This is a genomic window from Micromonospora sagamiensis, from assembly GCF_014680085.1.
Classification (GTDB): domain Bacteria; phylum Actinomycetota; class Actinomycetes; order Mycobacteriales; family Micromonosporaceae; genus Micromonospora; species Micromonospora inyonensis.
This window is the reverse complement of the sequence record NZ_AP023438.1, coordinates 1,339,950-1,365,966: the sequence shown is the minus strand read 5'-3', so window position 1 is coordinate 1,365,966 and position 26,017 is coordinate 1,339,950. Positions and strand designations below refer to the sequence as shown.

The window sequence follows — 26,017 nt, the reverse complement described above, 5'->3', positions numbered from 1 at the left end:
CGCGGGGATACGGACGATCCATCCCTGGACGCCCGGTTGGAGGAGACGTGATGACCAGCAACAGGACGAGGTGGACGCTGCTCGGCGCCGTCGTCGCCACCGGCGGGGCGGTCGGCGTCGGGCGCACGGTGGCCGCCCGGCGGCGCCGGCGGCAACCGGACACGGCCAACGGTTGGTACGTGGTGCGCCGGGGAGTCACGGTGGACCGGCCGGTCGAGGCCGTCGTGGGCTTCTGGACCGACCGGGAACGGCTCGACCGGGCCCTCGGCGAGTGGGCGACCCTGGAGCAGGTCGGCCCGAGCCGGTGGCGGTGCGTGGCCCGCGACCCCTCCGGCGAGGGCGGGACCGAGTGGCGGGCGGACGTGACCGTGGACGGGCCGGGACGGCTGTCCTGGGAGGTCACCGACGGCCGGGTGCCGCAGGAGGGGCACGTCGACCTGGTTCCCGCTCCCGGCGGCCGGGGCACCGAGATCCGGGCCGAGCTGTGGTACCGCTCCGGCGGCCCGCTGCGTCGGGCGCTGGGACTGGCCCGGGGGAACGATCCGGACCTGGGGCTGCGGACCACCCTGCGCCGGATCAAGGCGCTGATCGAGTGCGGCCAGGTCATCGACACGTACCGCGACCCGTCGGGGCGGACCCCGGCGCAGGAGCGGGTGACCGACGTGGTCCGCGACAGGCTGACGGCGGGAGGACGGCCGTGAAGGCACTCTGCTGGGAGGGCGTCGGCAAGCTGGCCGTACGCGACGTGCCGGAGCCGCGGATCCGTTCGGCCGGGGACATCGTCGTCAAGGTCCGGGCCAGCAGCGTCTGCGGCTCCGACCTGCACCTGATCAACGGCTACCTCCCGGCGATGCGGGAGGGCGACGTCCTGGGCCACGAGTTCATGGGCGAGGTGGTGGAGACCGGCCCCGACGTCCGGCGGCTCCGCGTCGGCGACCGGGTGGTGGTCGGCTCCGTGGTCGCCTGCGGCGGCTGCTGGTACTGCCGTACCGAGCAGTACTCGCTCTGCGACAACTCGAACCCGCAGCCGGTCTTCACCGAGAAGCTCTGGGGGCACTCCCCGGCGGGCATCATCGGGTACTCGCACGCGGCCGGCGGCTACTCCGGCAGCCACGCCGAGTACGTGCGGGTCCCGTTCGGCGACATCGGCGCGTTCAAGGTCCCGGACGGGGTGCCGGACGACTCGGTGGTCTTCGCCTCCGACGCGATGCCGACCGGCTGGATGGCCGCCGACTTCTGTCACCTCACCGGGGGTGAGGTGGTCGCCGTCTGGGGTGCCGGCGGGGTCGGGCAGATGGCCGCCCGCGCCGCGCAGCTGCTCGGGGCCGAGCGGGTCATCATGGTCGACCGGCTGCCGGAGCGGCTCGCCACCGCCGCGGACCGGCTCGGTGTGGAGACGGTCAACTACGCCGAGACGGACGTGCTGGAGGCGCTGCGGGAGATGACCGCCGGCCGTGGACCGGACGCCTGCATCGAGGCGGTCGGCATGGAGGCCCACGACGTCGGCCCGGGATACGCGTACGACAAGGCGAAGCAGACGGCCCGGTTGCAGACCGACCGGCCGGTCCCGGTCCGGCAGGCGATCATGGCCTGCCGCAAGGGCGGCACGGTGAGCATCGTCGGCGTCTACGGCGGGTTCGTGGACAAGTTCCCGCTCGGCGCGGCGATGAACAAGGCGCTGGTGCTGCGGATGGGGCAGATGCACGCCCAGCGTTACATCCCCATGCTGCTGGACCGGATCGCCGCCGGTGAGATGGACCCCGGCTACCTGGCCACCCATCCGATGCCGCTGGCCGACGGGGTGCGCGGTTACGAGATCTTCGAGAAGAAGCAGGAGGCCTGCCTGCGTACCGTGCTGCACCCGCAGGCCTGACCGTCCGGCACAGCTCCGCACGGCTCCACGGTGGTCCGGCCCCTCGGGGTGTGGGCCAGCGGCTTGCGGGGTGTGGGCCAGCTCCGGCCACGTCCGCTGGCTCCTCCCCGTGGGGCCGGATCCTGCTTGGCTGGGCAGACCGGCGGCGCGATCCGACGCGGGTGTCGGAGCGTGGCGCGGACCGACGCCGAGCGCCGGTGACGGGAGGGAGCGGCATGAAGGACAACAGGTCACCCCGGTGGCGGGTGGACCGGCGGCGTGACGGTCGGCGGCTCCCGGTGCCACCCCGGCTCTACACCGCGCATCTCGCCTTCGAGGCGGCGCACCTGACCGAGGCGCGTGAACGGGCGGTGGAGTACGCCGAGGCGCTCAGCCTGCTCCGTCCCGAGATGGCGCTCGGTGGTGCGGCCTGCTCGCCGGCCAACGCCTGGCACCGGGCGGAGCCGCTGTTCTGCGGGGCGATCGGCCCGGACGGGGAGCGCTGCGCCGACGTGGTCGGTCATCCCGGCTTCCACCACGGTCCCGGCCTCGGCGGGCTCGGGTGGGGCGACGGTGACGGGTGACCGGGGCCGGACCGGGCCGACGTGGGTTCCCGTCGGATCCCACGTCGCCCGCCGTCGAGCGCCCGATCGCGGGGGCAGGTCTCAGTCCAGGTCGAACTCGCCGTCCTGCGCGCCGGCGACGAAGGCGTCCCACTCGGCCTGGGTGAAGACCAGGACCGGGCCGTCCGGCTCGGCCGAGTTGCGCATGCCGATCAGGTCGTCGACGAAGGCGACCTCGACCGCGCTGTCGGAGGTGTCCCCCTCGGCGCGCTGCCAGACGGCCCGCGACAGGTCGAAATCGCCCTTGGGGTGCTGACCCATTGTTGCTTCCTCCAGTGCCGGGAGTAATGGGAACGCTGTCGGTTCCCTCATCGGGCAGGATAAGCGGATGCCGAGCCTGAGCCGTGTAGAGGCGACTGCGCGTGGCGCGTCGATTACCGTCGAGTCCTACCAGGTGGACCTTGACCTGACCGGCGACGGTGACCGCTTCCACTCCCACGTCACCATCACCTTCCGGGCCACCCCCGGAGCGGAGACCTTCGTCGAGGTCAAACCCGCCCAGCTGGTCGGGGTCCGCCTCAACGACCGAGCCCTCGACCCGGGTCTGCTGGTCGACGACCGCCTGCCGCTGACCGGGCTGGCCACGATGAACACGCTGACCGTCGAGGCGGAGATGGCGTACTCGAACACCGGTGAGGGCATGCACCGGTTCGTCGACCCGGTCGACGGCGAGACCTACCTCTACGCGATGTCCTTCCTGGACGACGTGCAGCGCATCTTCGCCGCCTTCGACCAGCCCGACCTGAAGGCCCCGGTGACCCTCTCCGTCACCGCCCCACCGGAGTGGACGGTCGCCGCCAACGGGCCGCTCGCCGCCACGCCCCGCCCCGGACGCTGGGAGTTCGCCCCGACCGCGCCGCTGGCCACGTACTTCTTCAGCCTGATCGCCGGGCCGTACCACGTCCGGCGGACCGAGCACGACGGCATCCCGCTCGGCCTGTACTGCCGGCGTTCCCTCGCCGCGCACCTCGACGCCGACGCCCAGGAGATCTTCACCGTCACCCGGCAGTGCCTCGACCGTTTCCACCAGCTCTTCGCCGAGCGCTACCCGTTCGAGAAGTACGACCAGGCGTTCGTGCCGGAGTTCAACGCCGGTGCCATGGAGAACCCGGGCCTGGTCACCATCCGCGACGACTACGTCTTCCGGTCGGCGGTGACCGACTCGCAGCGCGAGCTGCGCGCCACCACGATCGCCCACGAGATGGCGCACATGTGGTTCGGTGACCTGGTCACCATGCGCTGGTGGGACGACCTGTGGCTGAACGAGTCCTTCGCCGAGTACCTCGGTGTCCGGGTGACCGCCGAGGCCACCCGCTTCGACCAGGCGTGGACGACCTTCGCGCTGCGGCGCAAGGCCTGGGGGTACGCCGCCGACCAGCGCCCCTCGACCCACCCGGTCGCCCCCGAGGAGGTCACCGACGCCGCCGAGGGCCTGCTCAACTTCGACGGCATCTCGTACGCCAAGGGCGCCAGCGTGCTGCGGCAGCTCGTCGCCTGGCTCGGCGACGAGGCGTTCCTCGCCGGCCTGAACGCGCACTTCGCCGCGCACCGGTTCGGCAACGCCACCCTCGCCGACCTGCTGGCCAGCCTGAGCGCCGCCAGTGGGCGGGACCTCGGCGGCTGGGCGGAGCGCTGGCTGCGCCGGCCGCAGGTGAACACCCTGCGGGCCGAGGTGGGCCTGGACGCCGACGGCCGGTACACCGAGGTGGCCATCTCGCAGACCGCCCCGGAGACCCACCCGGTGCTGCGTCCGCACCGGATCGCGGTCGGGTTCTACTCGGTCGACGGGACGGTGGAGCGACGGGAGGTCGACCTCGACCCGGACACCGACGGCGGCCGTACCGTCCTACCCGAGCTGGCCGGTCGGCCGGCGGCCCGGCTGCTGCTGCCCAACGACGGTGACCTGACCTTCGCCAAGGTACGCCTCGACCCGGCCTCGGCGGACGCCGTACCGCTGGTGCTGCCGGGCCTGGCCGACCCGCTGGCCCGCGCGCTGCTCTGGGGCGAGGCGCTGCACGCGGCGACCGACGGGGAGCGGCCGGTGACCGACGTGGTGGCGCTGATCGCGGCGGCGCTCCCCGCCGAGACCGAGGTGATCATCGCCGAGGACGTGCTCGCCCTGAGCCGCCCGCTGATCGACCGCTACCTCGAACCGGGGGCGCGGGACGCGGCGCTGGCCGAGGTGGCCGGAGCCTGCCGACGACTGCTGGCCGCCGCGCCGGCCGGCGGGTCGCTTCAGCTCGCCGCGGCCCAGGGGCTGATCGCGGCCGACACCGACACCGCACTGCTCGGCGGCTGGCTGGCCGGCACCGGAGTGCCCGAGGGGCTGACCGTCGACGCCGACCTGCGCTGGTCGCTGCTGCGTCGGCTGGTGGTGCTCGGTGCGGCCGGCGAGGCGGAGATCGCCGCCGAGGCGACCGCCGATCCGAGCGCGACCGGCGCGGTGGAGGCGGCCCGGTGCCGGGCGGCGCTGCCCGACCCGGACGCCAAGCGCCGGGCCTGGGAGATCGTCACCCGGGACACCGGACTGTCGAACCGGCTGGTCGAGGCGGCTGCCGGGGGCTTCTGGCAGCCCGAACAGGCCGAGGTGACCGGGCCGTACGTGGCGCGGTACTTCGCCGAGATGCCGGCGGCGGCGACGCTGCGTACCGCGTGGGTGGCCGAGCAGGTCGCGAAGCTGGCCTACCCCCGGTACGCCGTGGCAGCCTCGACCCGGGAAATGGCCGCGGCGCTGCTGGCCCGGGAGGACCTCACCCCCGGTCTGCGCCGGGTGGTCACCGACGCCGACGACGACCTGCGGCGGGCCCTGGTCGCCCGGACCGCCCGCGCGGTGGCGGCGTGACCTCCGCCGGTACCGCCGACGGCAGGGACACCGCCGTCACCCGCGTCGACGTGGACGCCGCCGTGGCCCGGATCGCCGGGCACGTCCGCCGGACGCCGGTGTCGGCCGCCGACCCGCCGGCCGGTGGTGGCGCGCTCTGGTTCAAGCTCGAACAGCTCCAGCAGACCGGCACCTTCAAGGCCCGGGGCGCGGTCAACCGGATCCGGTCGGCCGCCGAGACCGGGGAACTGACCGCCGCCGGGGTGGTCACCGCGTCCGGGGGCAACGCCGGGGTCGCGGTGGCCTACGCCGCCGCCCGGCTCGGGGTCCCGGCGGAGATCTTCGTGCCGACCATCTCCGCACCGGCGAAGGTCCGCCGGCTGCACGCCCTCGGCGCCACCGTGGTGCAGGTCGGCCGGGAGTACGCCGAGGCGTACGAGGCCGCCACCGTACGCGCCGACGAGACGGGGGCGGCGTTCTGCCACGCGTACGACCAGCCGGCCATGGTGGCCGGGGCCGGCACGCTCGGGGTGGAGCTGTGGGAGCAGACCGGTGGGGTGGACACCGTGCTGGTGGCCGTGGGCGGCGGTGGCCTGATGGCCGGCGTGGCCGCCGCCCTCGACGGGCTGGCCCGGGTGGTCGGGGTGGAGCCGGTCGGCGCGCCCACCCTGCATGCCGCCCTGGCAGCGGGAGGACCGACGGACGTCACGGTGTCCGGGGTGGCCGCCGACTCGCTCGGCGCGCGCCGGCTCGGCCGGATCGCCTTCGACGTGGCGGTCGGCTGCGGCGTCCGGTCCCTGCTGGTCGGCGACGACGACCTGGTGGCCGCGCGTCGGTGGCTGTGGGACCGGTACCGGCTGGTGGTGGAGCACGGTGCGGCGGCGGCCCTGGCGGCGCTGACCGCCGACGTCTACCGACCGGAGCCGGGGGAGCGGGTCGCCGTGGTGCTGTGCGGCGCGAACACCGACCCGGCCGACCTGGGGTGAGCGGCGGCGGTCGCTGTGACCGCTGCCGCACCCGTGGAGCAGGGCAGGTCGACCGCCTCCCGCCGGGCATACGATCTCCGGATGGAGGAAGACATCCGGCGGATCGGGATCATGGGTGGCACCTTCGACCCGATCCACCACGGCCACCTCGTGGCGGCCAGCGAGGTCGCCGACCGGTTCGGGCTGGACGAGGTGGTCTTCGTTCCCACCGGGCAGCCGTGGCAGAAGGCCGACGAGCCGGTCAGCCCGGCCGAGGACCGCTACCTGATGACGGTGGTCGCCACCGCCTCCAACCCGCGTTTCCAGGTCAGTCGGGTCGACATCGACCGGGGTGGCCCCACCTACACCGTCGACACGCTGCGCGACCTGCACGCCGAGTACGGCCCGAAGGTGCAGCTCTACTTCATCACCGGGGCGGACGCGCTGGAGCGGATCCTCTCCTGGAAGGATCTGGACGAGATCTTCGAGCTGGCCCACTTCATCGGGGTGACCCGGCCGGGGTTCGAACTCTCCGACGCGCACGTGCCCGCCGACACGGTGAGCCTGGTGCAGGTGCCGGCCATGGCGATCTCGTCGACCGACTGCCGGGCCCGGGTCGCCCGTGGCGAGCCGGTCTGGTACCTGGTTCCGGACGGTGTGGTGCAGTACATCGCCAAGCGGGGGCTCTACCAGGACCGGCCGGCGTCTGGTTCATCCCGACATGCCCGGTAGTCGACCAGAACTGACGCGTCACTCCCCGGCCGTGTGTGAGACGCTAGGAGAATCGCACGGTTGATCGAAGGAGAACGGTGACAGTTTCCGACCGCGCCCACGAGCTGGCGACCGCGGCCGCCCAGGCCGCAGCCGACAAGAAGGCGCAGGACATCGTCATCATCGACGTGGGCGACCAGCTCGCCATCACCGATGCCTTCCTGGTCGCCTCCGCCCCGAACGAGCGTCAGGTGCTCGCCATCGTGGACGCGATCGAGGAGCGGCTGCTGGAGCTGCCGGAGAAGGCGAAGCCGGTCCGGCGGGAGGGCGAGCGGGGCGGACGCTGGGTGCTGCTCGACTACGTCGACATCGTGGTCCACGTCCAGCACACCGAGGAGCGCGAATTCTACGCCCTCGACCGGCTCTGGAAGGACTGCCCGACCATCCCGTTCGTCGACCGGGACCTGGTCGAGGCCGACGCCACCGCCGGTTCCGCGGCCACCGCCGAATGACCCGACTGATCGTCTGGCGGCACGGCAACACCGACTGGAACAACGCCCGGCGGGTGCAGGGGCAGACCGACGTGCCGCTCAACGAGCGGGGTCGTGAGCAGGCACTGGCCGCCGCGCCGTTGCTCGCCGCCCTCCGTCCGGACGCCATCGTCGCCAGTGACCTGAGCCGGGCCGCGGACACCGCCGCCGCGCTGGCCGCGCTCACCGGGCTGCCGGTCCGCACCGACCCGCGACTGCGGGAACGGTACTTCGGGCAGTGGCAGGGCCTGCTGCTCGACGAGGTGACCGAGCGGTTCCCCGCCGAGTACGCCCGCTGGCGGGCCGGTGACCCCGACCCGGGTGCCGGGGTGGAGAGCCTCGACGACCTCGGCAAGCGGGTCGGCGCCGGTTTCCAGGCCGCCGCGGACGCCGCGCCCGGTGGCACCGTGGTGGTCGCCACCCACGGCGGCGGGGCCCGCCAGGGCTGCGGTCACCTGCTCGGCTGGGACCACCGCGTGCTGGCCACCGTCACCTCCCTGGCCAACTGCCACTGGACGGAGCTGCGGCACGACGAGGTCCGGGGCTGGCAGTTGCGGGCCCACAACGTCGGAGTGCTGACCGCCGAGGTACCCGCCGGTGTCGGCGGCTCCGGGCCGGGCGCTCCGGCCACCGAGGCGGTCTGACCCGTCCCGTCGGCCGGGCCGTCCCCGGTCCGGCCGACGGGAGGTCGGCGACCTGCCCCGACTTCGACTAGCGTGCGGGCATGCCCCTCGCGGTCGTCACCGACTCCACCGCCTACCTGCCACCCGAACTGGTGCGTGCGCACCGGCTGACCGTCGTGCCCCTGACCGTCGTGCTCAACGGTGCGGAGGGCCTGGAGGGGATCGAGACCCGCCCCGACGACGCCACCCGGGCGCTCGGCGGGCGCCGGGTGTCGGTGAGCACCTCCCGGCCCGCCCCCGAGCAGTTCGGCCGTACGTATCGTCGGCTGCTCGCCGAAGGTGCCGACGGGGTGGTCTCCGTGCACCTGTCCGCCGAGCTGTCCGGCACCGTCGAGGGTGCCCGCGCCGCCGCCGCCGACCTCGACGGCCGGGTCGCCGTGGTGGACAGCCGCTCGGCCGGGATGGGCATCGGGTTCCCGGTGCTCGCCGCCGCCGGGGCCGCCGCCCGGGGAGCCGACCTCGCCGGGGTACGCGACGCGGCGCTGGCCGCGGTGGACCGCACCCGCGTCCTCTTCTACGTCGACACGCTGGAGTTCCTGCGCCGGGGTGGGCGGATCAACGCCGCCGAGGCGTTGCTCGGCACGGCGCTATCGGTCAAGCCGATCATGCACATGGTCGACGGGGCGATCGTGTTGCGGGAGAAGGTCCGTACCGCCAGCCGGGGAGTGGCCCGCCTGGTGGATCTCGCCGCCGAGGCGGCCGGTGACGACCAGGTGGACCTGGCCGTGCACCACCTGGCCGCCCCGCGACGGGCCGAACAGTTGCTGGACGCGTTACGGGTCCGGCTCGGCGACCGGCTGCACGACACGTACCTCACCGAGGCGGGCGCGGTGGTCGCCGCCCACGCCGGACCGGGGCTGGCGTCGGTGGTGGTGCACCGGCGAGCCCGGGAGACGTCACCGTGACCGGCGGCCGTCGGCGGACGAGCCGGAACGGCCCGCCTCCCGGACCCGGGCCGGTGGTCCGGGCCGCCGTCCGTGACCGCTAGCACATCGGGGGCATGATCAGGGCGTTGTCCACAGGACGGTCGGCTGTCCACAGGTGACCCGGTTCCGGGCGACGCCCCCGGCTCCGCCGGCCTACCGTCGCGCCGTGTCCGACGACCAGGAGACCGAAGCGGGCCGACGGTTGCGGCAGCTGCTACCCGTGCGTACCGGCTGGCCCGCCGAGCCGTTCGCCGCCCCGTCCCGCCCGGCCGGCTCACTCCCGGAACGGGCCCGCCCGTCCCCGGGCGATGCCGGCGGGCCACCGGGGAACGCCGGTGGCCCGCCGGACCGACCGGGTGCGCTGCGACCGTCCCGCCCGACGCCACCCGACGCCCCCGTGCCCGACGCCGCGCCGGTCGAGGCCGAGGTGGCCCGGTCTCCGCTGCCCGGTCCGGGGGCCTTCGACCCGGGCCGGCGGGGCGTCCGGGCGCTCGCCGTGGTCGCGGCCCTCGTGGTGCTCGGGGCGGGCTTCTGGGCCTGGCGGTCCCGGCCGCAGGTGGACCCGGTGGCGGTGCCGTCGGCGTCAGCCGCGCCGCCCGTCGGGGCCGCACCGGAGCCGTCGTCGGGCAGCGGCGGGATCGAGTTGGTCGTGGCGGTCGCCGGCCGGGTCCGTCGCCCCGGGCTGGTCCGGCTGCCCGCCGGTGCCCGGGTCGCCGACGCGATCGAGGCGGCCGGCGGCGCGCATCCCGGCGTGGACGTCGCCCTGCTCAACCCGGCCCGCAAGGTCACCGACGGCGAGCTGATCGTCGTCGGGGTCACCCCGCCGCCGGGTGCCGGCCCGCCCACCGCAGGAGCGGCGCCCGGCGCGGCGGGACCGGCGGTGCCGGGGGCGAAGGTCAACCTGAACACGGCCACCGTGGCGCAGCTCGACACGCTGCCCGGGGTCGGCCCGGTGCTCGCCCAGCGGATCGTCGACCACCGCGACCGGCAGGGTGGCTTCCGGTCGGTCGGGGACCTGCGCCAGGTCGAGGGCATCGGGGACGCCCGCTACGAGCAGCTCAAGGACCTGGTGACGGTGTGACCGGTCCGACGCCGGCAGCCGGGGCGGGGGAGGAGCACGACCCACCCCCCGACCTGCGGCTGGTCGGTCTCGCCGTCGCGACCTGGCTGACCGCTCTCGCCGGACTGCACCTCTCCGCTCCGGCCGGCGCGCTGCTGGCGGTCGTCGCCGCCGCCCTCGCCGGCACGCTCGCCGCCCACCTGCTCGGGTGGCTCGGGCGACCGCGTGAACCCGTTCGGCGGTACGGATGGGTCGCCGTCGCCGTGCTGCTCGGCGTGGTCTGCGGTGGCGCGGCGACCAGCGCCCGGTTGTCGGCCCGGGACGCGGCCGTGATCCGCGCGCTGACCCAGACCCGTGCCCCGGTCGCCGCCGAGCTGGTCGTCCGGGACGATCCGCGTCCCGTCCGGGGCGCGGCCGGCCGTCCGGCCATGCTGCTGGTCCCGGCCGACCTGGTCACCGTGACCGGCCCGGACGGACGACGGGTCGACGCCCCGGTCCGCGTCCTGGTGCTCGCCACCGACGCGGCCTGGCGCCCGCTCCTGCCCGGCCAGCGGCTGACCGCCGAGGGGCGGCTCGCCGCGCCGCGCGGCGGGGACCTGACCGGAGCGGTGCTCAGCGCCACCGGCCCGCCGGTCCCGCGCGGCGACCCCGGGTGGGCGCAGCGGGTGGCCGGCACCCTCCGCGCCGGTCTGCAACGGGCCTGTGTCCCGCTGCCGGACGAGCCGGGTGGGCTGCTCCCCGGCCTGGTGGTCGGCGACACCAGTCGGCTGCCGCCGGCGGTGGAGGAGGACTTCGAGGCCACCGGGATGACCCACCTGAACGCCGTCTCCGGCTCCAACGTCGCGATCGTGGTGGGTGCGGTGCTCCTGGTCGCCCGCTGGGCGCGGGCCGGTCCCCGGCTGGCGGTCGTGCTCTGCGGGCTCGCCCTGGTCGGCTTCGTCATCCTGGTCCGCCCGTCCCCGAGCGTGGTGCGGGCGGCCACCATGGGCGCGATCGGGCTGGCCGCGCTCGCGGCAGGACGGCCCCGGGCCGCGCTGCCCGCCCTGGCCGCTGCGGTGGCCGCGCTGGTGCTCGTCGACCCGGAGCTGGCCGGCGACCCGGGGTTCGCCCTCTCCGTCCTCGCCACCGCCGGGCTGCTGCTGCTCGCTCCACGGTGGCGTGACGGGCTGCGCCGGCGTGGCGTGCCGGCCGGCCTGGCCGAGGCGCTCGCCGTGCCGGCCGCCGCCCAGCTCGCCTGCGGGCCGGTGGTCGCCGGGCTCTCCGGCACGGTCAGCCTGGTGGCCGTTCCGGCGAATCTGCTCGCGGTGCCGGCGATCGCGCCCGCCACGGTGCTGGGGGTGGTGGCCGCGGTGCTCTCCCCGGTCTGGCCGGCGGCGGCCGAGTTCGTCGCCTGGCTGGCGAGCTGGCCGGCATGGTGGCTGGTCAGCGTCGCCCGGTACGGTGCACGGCTGCCGGCGGGCACGCTGCCCTGGCCGGGCGGGGTCGCCGGTGGGCTGCTGCTGGCGGCGCTGACCGTCGCGTTGCTGGTGGCCGTCCGGCGGCCGGTGGTCCGGCGGTCGGTCGCCGTGGTGGGGGTCGCCGCCGTGCTGGGGGCGTTGCCGGTCCGTCTGGTGGCGAGTGGGTGGCCACCGGCGGGCTGGGTGGTGGCGGTGTGCGCGGTCGGCCAGGGTGACCTGGTCGTGCTCCCGGTCGCGGCGGATCGGGCCGTGGTGGTGGACGCCGGCCCCGACCCGGCCGCCGCCGACGGTTGTCTGCGCCGGCTCGGCGTACGACACGTGTCGCTGCTCGTGGTCAGTCACTTCCACGCCGACCACACGGCCGGTGTCGACGGGGTGTTCCGGTCACGCCGGGTGGCGGCGGTGGCCACCCCACAGTGGCCGGAGCCGGCGGCCGGGCGGGAACTGGTCCGGTCGGCGGCGATGGTGGGTGGGGCGCCGGTGGCACCGGTCGGTGACCGGTGGACGTTCCGCGACGGCCGGGTGGAGCTGAGCCTGCTCGGTCCGCCCTACCCGATCCGGGGCACCCGATCCGACCCGAACAACAACTCGGTGGTGCTGCTCGCCCGGGTGGACGGGGTGCGGATCCTGCTCGCCGGGGACGCCGAGACCGAGGAGCAGCGGGCGGTGCTGGACCGGGTACCGCCCGGAACGCTCCGGGTCGACGTGCTCAAGGTGGCCCATCACGGATCCGCGTACCAGGATCCGGCCTTTCTCGACGCGACCCGTCCGGCGGTGGCGCTGGTGCCGGTCGGCACCGACAACGACTACGGGCATCCGAATCCGGCCGTGTTGTCGAGGCTGGCCCGCGCCGGTGCCCGGGTGCTGCGGACCGACATCGAGGGGGACCTGGCGGTGGTGACCGTGGACGGACGCCTGGCGGTGGTGGCGCGGGGGGAGGCACCGGGCCGCCGACCGTAGAGCCGACCGGTGTCGGGGACGACCGGGTTCGCTGCTCTCCGCACCGGTCGGTTCCAGAAACCCGGTGGTATTGACCGGCAAAGAGGCGGATTGAGTTATATGTCTGGATTTGCACTGAGTGCGGGCTCTGCCGTCGCGGCAGTGGCGAGCAGGCACGATGCGCTTCCGGAGCGTGCGAATATGGGCGGCGTGACCCCCGCCAGCCTCGCTCCCATTCTGCTCGTCCTCGGTGACGAGGAGTTGCTCGCCACGCGCGCCGTTTCCCAGGCCGTCGCCGAGACCCGCGCCGTCGACCCCGACGTGGACGTCCGGGAGTACCAGGCCGGCACCCTCACCGTCGGCGAGATCGCCGAGATGCTCAGTCCCTCGCTCTTCGGCGGGCGGCGGGTGCTGATCCTCCGTGCCGGGCAGGACGCCCGCAAGGACCTGGTGGCCGCGCTGCTGGCGTACGCGAAGGACCCGGACCCGGAGGTCTGCCTGGTCGTGCTGCACGCGGGCGGGGCCAAGGGCAAGGCCTTCGCCGACGGCCTGCGGGCAGCGGGGGCCACGGTCGTCCCCGCGGTGAAGCTGAAGGGCGACCGGGAACGGGTGGCCTTCGTCCGTGACGAGATCCGGCGCGCCGGGGGCAGGTGCACCGACGACGCCGCCCACGCGCTGCTCGCCGCCGTCGGCAACGACCTGCGGGAGCTGGCGGCGGCCTGCTCCCAGCTCATGGCCGACACCGACGGGCGGATCGGTGTCGACACGGTGTCCCGCTACTACCGGGGTCGGGCCGAGGTGAGTGGCTTCACCGTGGCCGACGCCGCGATGGTCGGTGACGTGCCCGCCGCGCTGGAGGCCCTGCGCTGGGCCCTGCACGTCGGGGTCGACCCGGTCCCGATCGCCGACGCGCTCGCCGACGGGGTGCGGACGGTGGCCCGGGTCGCGTCCGCCGGCCGAGGCAGTCCCTACCAGCTCGCGAGCAGCCTCGGCATGCCCGGCTGGAAGATCGAACGGGCACAGCGGCAGGCCCGGGGCTGGACGCCGGAGGGGCTGGTACGCGCGATGCAGGTGGCCGCCGAGTGCAACGCGGCGGTCAAGGGCGGTGCGGACGACCGGGCGTACGCGCTGGAGCGGGCGGTCTTCTCGGTCGTGGCGGCCCGGCAGGGCAGTACCCGGTGACCGGGCCGACGCGTACCGGATGGGCGACCCTCGCGGCGGACGGGGAACGCTACCGTCCGCTCTACGCGCGGGTCCTCGGACTGCGGTTCGTCAACCCCGGGGGAGTGCTCTGCTTCCTCTTCTTCGAGGGCGCGGTGGCGCTGGCCGCTCTGCTCGCCCTCGCCGAGCTGGCCAGCTGGTGGGCGGTGCTGCTGCTGCCGGCCGCGGTGGCGGTGATGGTCAAGCTGAACGACATCGTGGCGGCCTCGGTGGTCCGCAGCGCCTCTCTCGTCCCCGAGCAGGAGCGGGACCGCTTCCGGCAGCAGATGGAACCCGCGGTGGGGCGGGCGCCGGTGCCGGCCCGCGCGGCACGTCGTCGGGACGCCACCCCGGTCGGGCACCCCGTCGATCCGGTCACCGGCCAGGCCTCCTGGATTCCCGGGGAGGTGGTGTCGGCCCCGCGGGCCCGTCCCGGTCAGCCGGGTACCCGGGACGACGTCGGTCGGGGGAACACCGATCCGGAACGGCGGGCGGTCGGCGCCGATCACCGGCCAGCGGAGCCGCACCGCCGCCAGACCCGCCGCTGAGCGGGCACACCCGTCGCTCCGGTCGGCCGGTCCCCACGGTTGCCGGGTCCGCGCCGGCACCGGTGACCTGCACGGGGCACGTCGATCGGTGCGGGCGTACCCGGAAAAGCCGGAACCCCCGGGGCCAGGTGCGGCCCGGGGGTTCCCGGTCAGATCGGCGCTTGCCGGATCGAACTCGCTCGATCAGGCGGAGAGCGACTGCACGCGCTTGGCGATCGCGGACTTGCGGTTCGCGGCCTGGTTGGCGTGGATCACACCCTTGCTGGCGGCCTTGTCCAGCTTGCGCGACGCGTCGCGCATGAGCACGGCGGCCTTCTCGGTGTCGCCGGCCGCGACAGCCTCGTGGAACTTGCGGACGGCGGTCTTCAGCGACGACTTGACCGACTTGTTACGCAGCCGGCGCTTCTCGTTCTGCCGGTTGCGCTTGATCTGGGACTTGATGTTCGCCACGCGACAGCCTCGTCTTGATAGCTCGGGTTTCGGTCTGCTTCGCGCGCGACGAGCATGCGTCATCGCTGCGCGAAGAGCCAGGTTACCAGGTCCCTCGGGACGAGCCAAAACGGGCGGCGCTCCCGGCGGTCGCCCCGACCCGGTCCGGGGTCGCCGCCCGTGCGTCGACACTCGGGGCCGGGTGCGCGCACACCGTCCGGGGGCCAGCCGCCGTCGACCTTCGGGGCCGGGTGTGGGCTCACCGTCCGGGTCGGGCCGTCCGGGGCCAGCCGCGCCGGTCGGCCAGCCAGTCGAGGGCGAGGCCGCCACTGAACAGGCGGTGCGCGCGGACCTGCGGCGAGGCGGTGCCCGGGGCCGCGGTGGCGCCGGTGAGGTAGTAGCCGGACAGGGCCGCCAGAGCCGCGTCCAGCGCGTCGGGCGGCGCCCCGGCCGCCGCCGGCTGATCGGCGAAGAGGGCGTCCGCGTCGAGGCCGCTGCCGTACGCGGTGAGCAGCAGTCCGGCCAGGTCGAACCAGGCCGGTCCCTGGCAGAGCCAGGTCCAGTCGCAGAACCACGCCCGGCCGGAGTGGTCGATCAGCACGTTGTCCAGGCGCAGGTCGCCGTGGGTCAGCCCGCCCGTCAGCGCGTACCCGGGCAGCAGAGACTCCAGCCGGACCAGTTCGGGCAGGACCTCCTCCCAGCCGCCGGGGGCCGGCCGGGGTTCCCGCCCGGCGGCCACCTCACGCCACCAGGCGAGGTCGTCGCGGGCCAGGTCGGCCAGGTGGGGCAGGCCCACCGCGACGAGGTCGGCCGGGCGGTCGGCGAGCGCGGCGGCGACCTCGGCGTACCCGGCGAGCGTGGCGGTGAGGTCGGCGGCTGTCCACGGCAGCTCCGGCACCCGCCCGTCCACCGCGGTCAGCCCCACCGCGAACCAGCCGGCCGCCTCCAGCGTCCACCGGGGCCGGGGCACCGGCAGCCCGGCCGGGAGCCGGTCGAGGATGGCGGTCTCACGGCCGTACCAGGCGACCAGGTGGGGCTGGTCGGCCGCCGACGCCGCCTTGACGAAGACCCGCCCGCCGTCGGCGGTCTCCAGCACCCCGGCGAAGCCCCGGGTGAAACCGGCCGAGGCGACCCGTACCGACCGCACCGGTGCGCCGAGCCGCGCGGCCACCGCGCCGCGCAGCCCGGCCGGCAGTTCCGCCCAGGACGGACGCTCGGCGGTGGTCGCGTACGACACCGGGGGCAGCGAGACCGCGCGCATGACGTCCATGGTGCCGTGCGACCGTGTCGTACCGCACCCGCACACTGCACCGGTGCTGGACGTCGACGACTTCTGGGCCCTGGTCGAGGGCTCCGCCACGGTGACCGTGCAGCCCGACGAGCGGCTGGCCTGGCTCACCGACCGCCTCGCCGAGCGCCCCCTCGCCGAGGTGCTGGACTTCGCCGCCCGGCTGGACGAGGCCCGTGGCCGGGCCGACACCTGGCGGCTCTGGGCCGCCGCGTTGCGGATCTGCGGGGGGCTCTGCTCCGACGACGGTTTCCACTACTTCCAGGCCTGGCTGGTCGGGCTCGGCCGGGAGACCTTCGACCGGGTGGTCGCCGACCCGGACGCGCTGGCCGACGTGCCGCAGGTGCGCCGGCTGGCCGGTCGCCCGGTGCGGGACTGGGCCGACGACGAGTGGCCGGACTGGGAGTGCCTGGACTACGTGGCCGACGAGGCGTACGAGCGGATCACCAGGGTGCACGAAGGGCTGGACGAGGCGCTCGAGGCACGCGGCCTGGAGCGGAGCCTCATCCCCGACCCGCAGGACGAGGAGTGGGACCTGACCGACCCCGTCGAGTTCGCCCGCCGGTGCCCCCGGCTCGCCGAGCTGTTCCCGGTGCCCCGCCGGTGACGGCACGGCTCTGTCAGACTGCCACCCCATGAGGACCGACGACTTCTGGCAGCTGATCGACCGGGCCCGGGAGGGTGCCGGCGGGGAGCCCGACGCGGTCGCCGCCCGCGCGGTCGCCCTGCTCGCCGAGCGGGACCCGGAGGAGATCGTCGGGTACGCGCACCACCAGCGGCGGGTGCTGGCCGCCTCGTACCGGGTCGACCTCTGGGGCGCGGCGTACCTGATCAACGGCGGCGCCTCGGACGACGGGTTCGAGTACTTCCGGGGTTGGCTGATGACCCAGGGCCGGGCGGTGTTCGCCCGGGCGGTCGCCGACCCGGACTCGCTTGCCGAACTGCCCCGGGTGCGCTCCGCCGCGCTCAGCGGCGAGGAGTTCGAGTGCGAGGACATGCTGGCGGTGCCCTGGGAGGCGTACCGGAAGGCCACCGCGGCGGACCTGCCGACGGATCGGGACCCGGTCGCCCCGCCCGACCTGAACGACTTCTGGGACTTCGACGACGAGGAGGAGGCCCGGCGCCGGCTGCCCCGGCTGGCGGCCCTCTTCACCGAACCTCCCGCCGAGTGACCACCCCGCCCGTCCGTACGCCTGTGCTGGCGGCCCGCTGAGGTGGTAGCAGGGGACCCCTGCTCATCACCAGGCGGTAGCAGGGGACCCCTGCTACCACGTGCGGGGGAGGGCGTGGAGGAGCGCTCCGACCGCGTCCGGGGGGACGTGGGAGCATAGAGGGGGCCGGCGTCACGCCGGCCTGCTCACGTCACGCCGACCAGAACGGACCGCTGTGCCACCGATGCTCGACTCCGGCGCGAACGCTCCTGGTGCCACCGACCCGGGGCGCATCAGGAACTTCTGCATCATCGCCCACATCGACCACGGGAAGTCGACCCTGGCCGACCGGATGCTCCAGCTCACCGAGGTGGTGGATCCCCGGCAGATGCGCGCGCAGTACCTCGACCGGATGGACATCGAGCGGGAACGCGGCATCACCATCAAGAGCCAGGCGGTCCGGATGCCGTGGACCGTCCGGGAGGGTGAGCGCAAGGGCGAGCGCGCCGTCCTGAACATGATCGACACCCCCGGGCACGTCGACTTCACCTACGAGGTGTCCCGGTCCCTCGCGGCCTGCGAGGGCGCGGTGCTGCTGGTCGACGCCGCGCAGGGCATCGAGGCGCAGACCCTGGCGAACCTCTACCTCGCGCTCGAGAACGACCTGCACGTCATCCCGGTGCTCAACAAGATCGACCTGCCGGCCGCCCAGCCCGAGAAGTACGCCGAGGAGCTGGCCCACCTGATCGGCTGCCAGCCGGAGGACTGCATCCGGGTCTCCGGCAAGACCGGCGAGGGCGTGCCGTACCTGCTGGACGAGATCGTCCGGCAGTTCATCCCGCCGGTCGGGGAGGCCCAGTCCCCGGCCCGCGCGATGATCTTCGACTCGGTGTACGACGTCTACCGGGGCGTGGTCACCTACGTCCGGGTGATCGACGGGCGGATCAGCGCCCGCGACCGGATCAAGATGATGTCCACCGGCGCGGTGCACGAGCTGCTCGAGATCGGGGTGATCTCCCCGGAGATGCAGAAGGCCGACGCGCTCGGCGTCGGCGAGGTGGGCTACCTGATCACCGGCGTCAAGGACGTCCGCCAGTCCCGGGTGGGTGACACGGTCACCATCAACTCCCGGCCGGCCAGCGAGGCGCTCGGCGGCTACAAGGACCCGAAGCCGATGGTCTACTCGGGCCTCTACCCGATCGACGGATCGGACTACCCGAACCTCCGGGACGCCCTGGACAAGCTCAAACTCAACGACGCCGCGCTGACGTACGAGCCGGAGACCTCGGGCGCGCTCGGCTTCGGCTTCCGCTGCGGCTTCCTCGGCCTGCTGCACCTGGAGATCATCCGGGAGCGGCTGGAGCGGGAGTTCAACCTCGACCTGATCTCCACCGCGCCGAACGTGGTCTACCGCGCCATCCAGGAGGACGGCGAGGAGGTGGTGGTCACCAACCCGAGCGAGTACCCGACGGGCAAGATCGCCGAGGTGTTCGAGCCGACGGTGCGGGCCACCGTGCTCACCCCGAACGACTACGTCGGCGCGGTGATGGAGCTGTGCCAGGGCCGGCGCGGCAGCCTGCTCGGCATGGACTACCTCTCCGCCGACCGGGTGGAGCTGCGCTACACGCTGCCCCTCGCGGAGATCATCTTCGACTTCTTCGACCAGCTCAAGAGCCGGACGAAGGGGTACGCCTCGCTCGACTACGAGCCCTCCGGCGAGCAGGCGTCCGACCTGGTCAAGGTGGACATCCTCCTGCACGGCGAACCGGTGGACGCGTTCAGCGCGATCGTGCACAAGGACAAGGCGTACAACTACGGCACCACGATCGCCGCGAAGCTGCGCACCCTCATCCCGCGCCAGCAGTTCGAGGTGCCGATCCAGGCGGCCATCGGCAGCCGGGTCATCGCCCGGGAGACCATCCGGGCGATCCGCAAGGACGTGCTCGCCAAGTGCTACGGCGGTGACATCAGCCGGAAGCGCAAGCTGCTGGAGAAGCAGAAGGAGGGCAAGAAGCGGATGAAGATGGTCGGCCGGGTGGAGGTGCCCCAGGAGGCCTTCATCGCCGCCCTCTCCTCCGACAGCGGTGGTGACGGCAAGGGCGCGGGGAAGAAGTAGCCCCGGACGATCACTCTCCGTATCGAAACTGCGGGTCGAATCGACCCGCGCGGAGCGCTCCCACGGGCCGCCCGGCCCTGCGTCCCGCGTACCGGAAGGGATTTTTCCGGTCCGCGCCCGGCGCGGGGAAGGGTGGCCCGCCACCTTCCTGACCTGCGGTTTTGTCGCCCTCTCAGGTAGTTCCCAGGTTGCCCCCGGTTGGGCCTCGGTGCCGGATGTCCGGTTGTGTCGGTTTGAGATTTCGGCGCCCCGGGAACTTAGCGGTCACGACAGGAACGACACACCTCGTGACAACACATTGGAGGAGGGCGACCGTGGAGCTCACCGTCTGGGGAATCATCACTGCGCTCATCGTTGGTCTCATCGTCGGCGCGCTCGGCCGTCTGGTCGTCCCGGGCCGGCAGAACATGCCGATCTGGCTGCACATGCTGATCGGTGTCGGTGCCGCGCTGCTGGGCACGGTCGTGGCGCGGGCCACCGGGCTCGCGGACACCCGCGGCATCGACTGGTTCGAGCTGCTGTTCCAGGTCGCCTTCGCCGCCATCGGCGTCGCGCTGGTCGCCGGTGCCGGCCGTCGTCGCCACGTCACGCACCGGTAACCCCCACACGAGCACCCGCGAAGGGGCGCCCGGCCGATGGCCGGGCGCCCCTTCCGTCTGTTGTACGTTCGCTGCTCAGCCACCCCTGTCGTAAAGGAATTTTACCGACTATGGTGCGGCGGAGAAGGTTTGTGCCAGACGGCGCGAGGGAGAAGTGGCGTGAACAGGTGGAAACGGCTGGCCCCGGTCACCGCCGTCGTGGCCTCGGCCGCGATGTTGATCGCCGGTTGCGGTGGCTCCGACGAGGGTGAGTCAGCTGATAACAGCAAGTTGACGGTCTGGATGATGGGCGAGGGAAGCGAGGCGCAGACCGCCTTCCTCGACGGCGTCGAGGCCGAGTTCAAGAAGAAGCACCCCGGGACCGACGTGGTGGTCCAGTACATCCCGTGGCTTGAGGCGCCGAAGAAGTTCCAGGCCGCGCTCGCCGGTGGCGAAGGACCGGACATCACCGAGCTGGGCAACACCGAGACGCAGGGCTGGGCCGCGCAGGAGGCGCTGGCCGACCTCAGCGGCCGGATGGACGGCTGGGCCGACGGCAAGGACATCCTGCCCGACCTGGTGAAAAACGCGCAGCTCAACGGCAAGCAGTACGGCTTGCCGTGGTACGCGGGCGTGCGGGCGATGTACTACCGCACCGACTGGTTCGCCGAGGCCGGCGTCCAGCCCCCGACGACCTGGGACCAGCTCGTCGCCGCCGCCAAGGCGGTCCAGGCCAAGAAGCCGGGCACCTACGGCATCGCCCTGCCGGGCAACTCCGAGCTGCCCTTCTACTCGTTCCTCTGGAGTGCCGGGGCGGAGATCGCCACCAAGCAGGGCGACACCTGGAAGTCCGGCTACAACACCCCGGAGGCCCAGAAGGCGGTCAAGTTCTGGACCGACATGGTGACCGTGCACAAGGTGGCCCCGCCGGCCGCCGCCGGCTGGAACGAGATCGACGCCCGGACCCAGTTCGCCACCGGCAAGGCGGCGATGGCGTTCGGCGGCAGTTGGCAGCAGGGCGCCATCAAGAAGGACAACCCCGAGATCGAGAAGGTCTGGGGCACCTTCCCCATCCCCGGCCCGGACGGCAAGCCGGCTCCGGCCTTCGCCGGTGGCTCGGACCTGGCGGTCTGGGAGGACAGTGAGCGCAAGGACCTCGCCTGGGACTACCTCACCGTGCTGCTGAACAAGAAGAACTCCAAGACCTTCGCCGACAGCCTGGGCTTCTTCCCGGTCTACCAGGACCTGGTGACCAGCGGTGGGTACGCCGACGACAAGGTGATGGCGGCGTTCGCCACCACGCTCCAGAGCACCAAGCTCACGCCGCTCACCCCCAAGTGGGTGGAGGTCAGCCGGACCAAGACGGTGACCCAGGCGATGAACAGCTCGGTGATGAAGGGCCAGAAGACGGTGGAACAGGCCACCGCCGAAGCGGCGGCCGAGATGGAAAGCATCCTCAACGCCAAGTGAGCACGCTGACCGATACACCGAAGGCCGCCGCCGCGCGGGAGACCCCCGCGCGGCGGCGGCCCCGGGTGGACCGCCTGCCGTACCTGCTGCTCCTGCCCTGCCTGGCGATCATCGCCGTGCTGCTGCTCTGGCCGCTCGGCCAGGTGGTGTGGATGTCGTTCCACAAGCTGAACAACGTCCGCCAGCTGCGTGGCGACCGGGAGTGGCCGTGGATCGGACTGGAGAACTACGTCCAGATCCTCAGTGATCCGTTCTTCCGGACGGTGCTGCGCAACACCGTGCTCTTCGCGGTGGCCAACGTGGCGCTGACGATGATCCTGGGCACCCTGGTCGGGCTCCTGCTCAACCGGCTGGGCAAGCGGATGGCGACCTTCGTCGGCAGCTGCGTGATGCTCGCCTGGGCCACCCCGGCGCTGACCGGCACCATCGTCTGGAAGTGGATCTTCGACGACACCAGCGGTCTGGTCACGTGGCTGTTCAACGCGCTGCCGGACGGGCTGTCCCAGGCGCTCTTCGGCCGCACCGACTGGACCGGCTACGGCTGGTTCAACTCGCCGCTGCTCTTCTTCGCCATCCTCACCCTGGTGGTGGTCTGGCACTCGTTCCCGTTCATCGCGGTCAGCGTGCTCGCCGGGCTGAAGAGCGTACCCAGCGAGCTGCACGAGGCCGCCCGGGTGGACGGGGCCGGACCGTGGCGGGTCTTCTGGAAGGTCACCTTCCCGCTGCTGCGGCCGGTCTTCGGCATCCTGATCGTGCTCTCCACCATCTGGGACTTCAAGGTCTTCACCCAGCAGTTCGTGCTGGCCGGCGGCACCCAGGACCGGCCGACGTTCATGCTCTCCATCTACTCGTACGCGGAGGCGTTCTCGCCACCGCCGAAGTACGGCCTGGGCGCGGCCATCGCGGTGATCCTCACCCTGATCCTGCTCGTGGTGACCGGCCTCTACGTCCGTATGGTGCTCAAGCAGGAGGAGGAGTGATGCGCGGCACGCTCGTGAAGCGGATCGCCCTCAACGGCGCCGGGCTGCTGGTGGCGCTCTTCGCCGCGTTCCCCGTCTACTGGATGATCGCGACGTCGCTGAAGCCGAACCGGGAGATCTTCTCGTCGACCCCGCGACCGGTGCCGACCGAGCCGACCCTGGACCACTACCGGGACATCCTCACCGGCAACCTGATCCCCGGCGTCACCTTCGCGGACTTCTTCCTCAACAGCGTCCTGGTGGCCGGGGCGACCGTGCTGCTCAGCGGCTTGGTGGCGCTGCTCGCCGCCACCGCGGTGGCCCGGTTCCGGTTCAAGCTGCGGACCAGCTTCCTGATCATGCTGCTGGTGGTGCAGATGATCCCGCTGGAGGCGCTGGTCATCCCGCTGTTCCTGATGATCCAGCGGCTCGGGCTCTACAACACGTTGCCCAGTCTGATCCTCACCTACCTCGGCTTCTCGCTGCCGTTCGCGGTCTGGATGCTGCGGGGCTTCGTGGCAGCCGTGCCCAAGGAGCTGGAGGAGGCGGCCGCGATCGACGGGGCCAGCCGGGCGCAGATCTTCCGCAAGGTCCTCTTCCCGCTGGTCGCACCCGGTCTGGTGGCGACCAGCATCTTCTCCTTCATCACCGCCTGGAACGAACTGATCTTCGCGTTGACCTTCATCAACGACCAGGACCGGTACACGCTCCCGGTGGCGATGACCTTCTTCTTCGGCCGGGACGACACGGCGTGGGGCCCGGTGATGGCCGCCTCCACGATCTTCACCCTGCCGGTGATCATCTTCTTCCTGGTGGTCCAGCGTCGGATGGTCTCCGGCCTGGTGGCGGGCGCGGTCAAGGGCTGAGGTGGTAGCAGGGGTCCCCTGTTACCGCTTTTTGTGGAGCAGGGGACCCCTGCAGACACCTCAGGCGCCCGCCCCCGCCACCTTCGGCAGGGCTCAGGAGAAGCGTTCGACCGTGACCGGGATCAGCCCCCGTAGGCGGAGCGCCGTGGTCAGCTCGCGCAGCACCGGTCGTACGCCGTCGTCCCGGCGGGTCGCCAGGTCGACGGTCAGATCCAGGCAGTACGCGCCGACCAGGCCGATCCGGCGCAGGTCCCAGCGGAAGACGTCGGCCCCGATCCGACGGTGTGCGGTGCCGATCACGCCACCCGCCCGAGCCGGGTCGGTACCCGTCATCGACCACACCGCCGCCAACCGGGCCAGATCGTCCGGATCCAGCTCGTTGGCGAACAACACCCGGTAGACCCGGGTGCTGTGGAAACCCGGGGTGGGCCGCTCCCGGTCCAGCAGCAGCGGGGCCGACGCCGGGCGGGTATCCCCGGCGCGCAGGTGACCGCGCAGGGTCGCCTCGTCCGGTAGCGTGACCCCGCCGAGCTCACGGTAGACGACCTCGACCCGGTGGCGGGGCACCCCGACGACCCGTTCGCGCAGCTCCGGGTCGGTCCGGATGCTCCGACTGAGCGTCGGTGACGTCCACCAGCCCGGCCCGCCCGGCGTCCACGCGGCGCTGTCCACCCGGACCAGCGAGTGGTCCGCGCCGAACCGGAACTCCTCGACGACGATGCCCTCGGGCGACGCCTCCCGCCCGTCCGGCCGTCGAGGGCGGACCAGGTAGTAGTCAAGCGCAGGCTCGGCGGGCCGGGGTCGTCGGACGGGCACCGTCGGTCGGTGAGCCGCTCCACTGCCTCCGGTACGGGACATCGCCACATGCGCATTCTCGGCCACGGCGGGTCCGCCGCCGGAAACGACTCGCCAGCCGCCCCCGGCCTGGTCGTAGGCTGACCGGCATGACGGGGAGGTTGGTTTCGGTGAACCTCGCGGTGATCACCGAGGCGGAGTGGGCCGGGGACGCCAGCGGGCGCAGCGGCATCGACAAGCGGCCGGCGGCCGGGCGGGTGCCGGTCCGGGCCGACGGGGTGGCCGGCGACTTCATCGCCGAACGGGCTGTCCACGGCGGCCCCGACCAGGCGGTGTACGCGTACGGCGTGGAGGACGCCGACTGGTGGGCGGCGGAGCTGGACCGGGCCGTGCCACCGGGCCGTTTCGGCGAGAACCTCAGCACCCTCGGGGTGGACGTGACCGGGGCGGTGATCGGCGAACAGTGGGCGGTCGGGTCCGCGTTGCTCCAGGTCACCAAGCCGCGTACGCCCTGCCGGACGTTCGCCGGGTTCTGGGGCGTACCGGATCTGATCAAGCGGTTCGGCGCGCGGGCGGCGCCCGGGGCGTACCTGCGGGTGCTCCGGGAGGGCGAGGTCGGTGCCGACGACCCGGTCGAGGTGCGAGAACGCCCGGCGCACGGCGTCACCGTCGGCGAGGTGTTCCGGGCACTGCACCGGGAGCCGGAACTGCTGCCCCGGCTGCTCGACGCGCCGGATCTGCCCGAGTCGATCCGGGAGAAGGCCCGCCGTCGACTCGGCGTCGCCGCCGACCCGGGGTGACTGCCATCTCCGGGGTGACCGCCAGCCACGCCCGACTGCCACCTCTGCCCCGACTGTCGCCGTCGGCCCGAGGTGACTGCAAGGGTCCCCTGCTACGCAAAAAGCGGTAACAAGGGGCCCCTGCAGTCACCACAGTACGGTCGGCGGCCCTGCAGTCACCACAGCACGGTCGGCGGCCGCGCGGTCAGCGGAGCCAGGGGACGCTGCGGTCGAGCAGACCGCGCTCCTTCAGCTCCTTGCGCAGCGGGATCTCGTCGTCGATGTACCCGTTCCAGTTGATGCCCCAGTAGTTCGCGGTGTGGGTGCCCTCACCGCAGAGCTGGCGCTGCACCGGCGTGCGGTTGGCCCACCACTCGCCGTCGGAGTCGATGTGCAGCTCGTCCAGCGGGCGGATCCACCGGTAGGTGTAGCCGACGAAGAGCATCTTGCGGGTGATGTTCGACAGGTTCGTCGACCGGGAGTGCCACTGGCGGCGGTCGAAGATGAAGGCGTCGCCCGGGTTCGCGGTGATCTCCACCGTGCCCTCCGGGTCCGGGTTGTGCACGGTCAGGTCGTCCGGCCGCGGCAGCGAGTTCCACAGGTGGCTGCCCGGGATGACCTTGGTCGCGCCCCGCCCCTTCTCCGACAGGTCGGAGAGGACGTAGGCGACCTTGAGCGAGAACATCGGCCGGGGCAGGTTCGGGTCCATCGTCTCCGGGTCGGAGTTCTGCCGGTACCCGTCCTGGTGCCAACCCCAGTACGGCTTCTCCGGCTCCAGCGCCGGCGGGGTCACGTCCAGGTGGTTGTGGTGGGTGTAGATGTTCCATCCCGCCAGCCCCCACATGTACGGGAAGGCGATCGGGTGGGTGAGCAGGTCGCCGAAGAGCTCGTCCCGCTCCAGGAAGCCCAGTAGGTGCAGCGTCCCGTCCTTGGTGGTGGTGCCCTTGGCCTTCTCCTCGGCGTAGACGCGGTCCACGGCGGCCTCCAGGGCGGCCCGGTGGTCCTCCGTCAGTACGTTGCGCAGCAGGAGGAAGCCCTGCTCGTGGAACTCCTTGCGGTCAACCTCGCTGATTGGCTCGTATCCGGTCCGGCCACCGTAGTCGAACATCGCCGTCACCCCTCCCCATGAGGAATCCGCCATTTCTGGCACAGATCGCCGATGGTAACGCGCCGTCGCCATGGTCGGCGTCCGACACCCGACCACCGGGAGCTGGCCTGACGGTGGACGTCCCACCTGCTGGCGGTGCGGGTGGACCCGCGCGTCGTCACGG

The 26,017-nt window shown here is 73.0% G+C and carries 26 protein-coding genes; 21 read left to right on the top strand and 5 right to left on the bottom strand.

The features are described 5' to 3' along the window. Nucleotides 1-50 precede the first annotated feature (50 nt). From IGA62_RS05655 to IGA62_RS05645, 3 genes are all read left to right on the top strand, one after another. Entirely contained in the window at nucleotides 51-701 is a 651-nt protein-coding gene (locus tag IGA62_RS05655; RefSeq protein ID WP_145815940.1) for an SRPBCC family protein, read from the top strand. Then, nucleotides 698-1,873 (top strand): zinc-dependent alcohol dehydrogenase, encoded by a 1,176-nt coding sequence (locus IGA62_RS05650; protein WP_145815941.1) that lies wholly within the window; start codon nucleotides 698-700, stop codon nucleotides 1,871-1,873. The genes IGA62_RS05655 and IGA62_RS05650 overlap by 4 nt, the downstream gene beginning before the upstream one ends. A 215-nt stretch (nucleotides 1,874-2,088) precedes the next feature. Continuing rightward, entirely contained in the window at nucleotides 2,089-2,436 is a 348-nt protein-coding gene (locus tag IGA62_RS05645; RefSeq protein WP_232624890.1) for a hypothetical protein, read from the top strand. 81 nt (nucleotides 2,437-2,517) lie between these two features. Here the strand turns inward: IGA62_RS05645 and IGA62_RS05640 are convergent, their stop codons facing one another. Continuing rightward, on the bottom strand, nucleotides 2,518-2,736 hold the full coding sequence (locus IGA62_RS05640; RefSeq protein WP_067312494.1) for a DUF397 domain-containing protein: 219 nt from the start codon (nucleotides 2,734-2,736) through the stop codon (nucleotides 2,518-2,520). Nucleotides 2,737-2,803: 67 nt separating this feature from the next. Between IGA62_RS05640 and pepN the strand changes: the two genes are divergently transcribed. From pepN to IGA62_RS30865, 10 genes are all read left to right on the top strand, one after another. Beyond that, nucleotides 2,804-5,317 carry an aminopeptidase N gene (gene pepN / locus IGA62_RS05635; RefSeq protein ID WP_145815942.1) on the top strand — a complete coding sequence of 838 codons (2,514 nt, stop codon included), beginning with the start codon at nucleotides 2,804-2,806 and terminating at the stop codon, nucleotides 5,315-5,317. After that, nucleotides 5,314-6,282: a threonine/serine dehydratase gene (locus IGA62_RS05630; protein WP_145815943.1), complete on the top strand. Its 969-nt coding sequence runs from the start codon at nucleotides 5,314-5,316 to the stop codon at nucleotides 6,280-6,282. The genes pepN and IGA62_RS05630 overlap by 4 nt, the downstream gene beginning before the upstream one ends. 81 nt (nucleotides 6,283-6,363) lie before the next feature. Beyond that, nucleotides 6,364-6,993 carry a nicotinate-nucleotide adenylyltransferase gene (gene nadD, locus IGA62_RS05625; RefSeq protein WP_145815944.1) on the top strand — a complete coding sequence of 210 codons (630 nt, stop codon included), beginning with the start codon at nucleotides 6,364-6,366 and terminating at the stop codon, nucleotides 6,991-6,993. 77 nt (nucleotides 6,994-7,070) lie between these two features. Next, the gene (gene rsfS / locus IGA62_RS05620; RefSeq protein ID WP_091459466.1) at nucleotides 7,071-7,484 is read left to right on the top strand and encodes a ribosome silencing factor; all 414 of its coding nucleotides are present in this window, start codon (nucleotides 7,071-7,073) and stop codon (nucleotides 7,482-7,484) included. Further along, nucleotides 7,481-8,146, top strand: a complete 666-nt coding sequence (locus tag IGA62_RS05615) for a histidine phosphatase family protein (RefSeq protein WP_145815945.1) — start codon at nucleotides 7,481-7,483, stop codon at nucleotides 8,144-8,146. Before rsfS ends, IGA62_RS05615 begins: the two co-directional genes overlap by 4 nt. Nucleotides 8,147-8,226: 80 nt before the next feature. Next, nucleotides 8,227-9,090 carry a DegV family protein gene (locus tag IGA62_RS05610; protein WP_145815946.1) on the top strand — a complete coding sequence of 288 codons (864 nt, stop codon included), beginning with the start codon at nucleotides 8,227-8,229 and terminating at the stop codon, nucleotides 9,088-9,090. A 187-nt stretch (nucleotides 9,091-9,277) separates the two neighbouring features. After that, nucleotides 9,278-10,192: a helix-hairpin-helix domain-containing protein gene (locus IGA62_RS05605; protein ID WP_232624889.1), complete on the top strand. Its 915-nt coding sequence runs from the start codon at nucleotides 9,278-9,280 to the stop codon at nucleotides 10,190-10,192. Beyond that, nucleotides 10,189-12,588 carry a ComEC/Rec2 family competence protein gene (locus IGA62_RS05600; protein WP_145815947.1) on the top strand — a complete coding sequence of 800 codons (2,400 nt, stop codon included), beginning with the start codon at nucleotides 10,189-10,191 and terminating at the stop codon, nucleotides 12,586-12,588. The genes IGA62_RS05605 and IGA62_RS05600 overlap by 4 nt, the downstream gene beginning before the upstream one ends. 180 nt (nucleotides 12,589-12,768) lie before the next feature. Next, a complete protein-coding gene (holA, locus tag IGA62_RS05595; RefSeq protein ID WP_145815948.1) occupies nucleotides 12,769-13,749 on the top strand; it encodes a DNA polymerase III subunit delta in 981 nt (326 codons plus the stop codon). Then, a complete protein-coding gene (locus IGA62_RS30865; RefSeq protein ID WP_377465178.1) occupies nucleotides 13,746-14,315 on the top strand; it encodes a hypothetical protein in 570 nt (189 codons plus the stop codon). Before holA ends, IGA62_RS30865 begins: the two co-directional genes overlap by 4 nt. Nucleotides 14,316-14,498: 183 nt before the next feature. On the opposite strand, the gene rpsT is transcribed toward IGA62_RS30865, so the two are convergent. Both rpsT and IGA62_RS05580 read right to left on the bottom strand, forming a co-directional pair. After that, on the bottom strand, nucleotides 14,499-14,765 hold the full coding sequence (gene rpsT, locus IGA62_RS05585) for a 30S ribosomal protein S20 (RefSeq protein WP_091459471.1): 267 nt from the start codon (nucleotides 14,763-14,765) through the stop codon (nucleotides 14,499-14,501). Nucleotides 14,766-15,003: 238 nt separating this feature from the next. Then, complete coding sequence (locus tag IGA62_RS05580) at nucleotides 15,004-16,005, bottom strand: phosphotransferase (protein ID WP_145815949.1); 1,002 nt, start codon at nucleotides 16,003-16,005, stop codon at nucleotides 15,004-15,006. Nucleotides 16,006-16,057: 52 nt separating this feature from the next. Here IGA62_RS05580 and IGA62_RS05575 point away from each other — a divergent pair, with 52 nt between their 5' ends. From IGA62_RS05575 to IGA62_RS05545, 7 genes are all read left to right on the top strand, one after another. Further along, complete coding sequence (locus IGA62_RS05575; protein WP_232624888.1) at nucleotides 16,058-16,639, top strand: DUF4240 domain-containing protein; 582 nt, start codon at nucleotides 16,058-16,060, stop codon at nucleotides 16,637-16,639. A gap of 28 nt (nucleotides 16,640-16,667) precedes the next feature. Beyond that, nucleotides 16,668-17,204, top strand: coding sequence for a DUF4240 domain-containing protein (locus tag IGA62_RS05570; protein WP_145815950.1), 537 nt, complete (start codon nucleotides 16,668-16,670; stop codon nucleotides 17,202-17,204). A gap of 214 nt (nucleotides 17,205-17,418) precedes the next feature. Then, nucleotides 17,419-19,299: a translation elongation factor 4 gene (lepA, locus tag IGA62_RS05565; RefSeq protein WP_145815951.1), complete on the top strand. Its 1,881-nt coding sequence runs from the start codon at nucleotides 17,419-17,421 to the stop codon at nucleotides 19,297-19,299. A gap of 314 nt (nucleotides 19,300-19,613) precedes the next feature. Next, nucleotides 19,614-19,898 (top strand): GlsB/YeaQ/YmgE family stress response membrane protein, encoded by a 285-nt coding sequence (locus tag IGA62_RS05560; RefSeq protein WP_145815952.1) that lies wholly within the window; start codon nucleotides 19,614-19,616, stop codon nucleotides 19,896-19,898. A gap of 159 nt (nucleotides 19,899-20,057) precedes the next feature. Then, a complete protein-coding gene (locus IGA62_RS05555; RefSeq protein WP_145815953.1) occupies nucleotides 20,058-21,347 on the top strand; it encodes a sugar ABC transporter substrate-binding protein in 1,290 nt (429 codons plus the stop codon). After that, a complete protein-coding gene (locus tag IGA62_RS05550; protein WP_145815954.1) occupies nucleotides 21,344-22,327 on the top strand; it encodes a carbohydrate ABC transporter permease in 984 nt (327 codons plus the stop codon). Before IGA62_RS05555 ends, IGA62_RS05550 begins: the two co-directional genes overlap by 4 nt. Further along, nucleotides 22,327-23,172, top strand: coding sequence for a carbohydrate ABC transporter permease (locus IGA62_RS05545; RefSeq protein ID WP_145815955.1), 846 nt, complete (start codon nucleotides 22,327-22,329; stop codon nucleotides 23,170-23,172). Before IGA62_RS05550 ends, IGA62_RS05545 begins: the two co-directional genes overlap by 1 nt. 93 nt (nucleotides 23,173-23,265) lie before the next feature. Here the strand turns inward: IGA62_RS05545 and IGA62_RS05540 are convergent, their stop codons facing one another. After that, nucleotides 23,266-23,988: a hypothetical protein gene (locus IGA62_RS05540; RefSeq protein ID WP_145815956.1), complete on the bottom strand. Its 723-nt coding sequence runs from the start codon at nucleotides 23,986-23,988 to the stop codon at nucleotides 23,266-23,268. A 128-nt stretch (nucleotides 23,989-24,116) separates the two neighbouring features. Here IGA62_RS05540 and IGA62_RS05535 point away from each other — a divergent pair, with 128 nt between their 5' ends. Then, nucleotides 24,117-24,767, top strand: a complete 651-nt coding sequence (locus tag IGA62_RS05535) for an MOSC domain-containing protein (protein WP_145815957.1) — start codon at nucleotides 24,117-24,119, stop codon at nucleotides 24,765-24,767. A 184-nt stretch (nucleotides 24,768-24,951) separates the two neighbouring features. Here the strand turns inward: IGA62_RS05535 and IGA62_RS05530 are convergent, their stop codons facing one another. Next, nucleotides 24,952-25,854 carry a phytanoyl-CoA dioxygenase family protein gene (locus tag IGA62_RS05530; RefSeq protein WP_145815958.1) on the bottom strand — a complete coding sequence of 301 codons (903 nt, stop codon included), beginning with the start codon at nucleotides 25,852-25,854 and terminating at the stop codon, nucleotides 24,952-24,954. Between the last annotated feature and the right edge of the window lie 163 nt (nucleotides 25,855-26,017).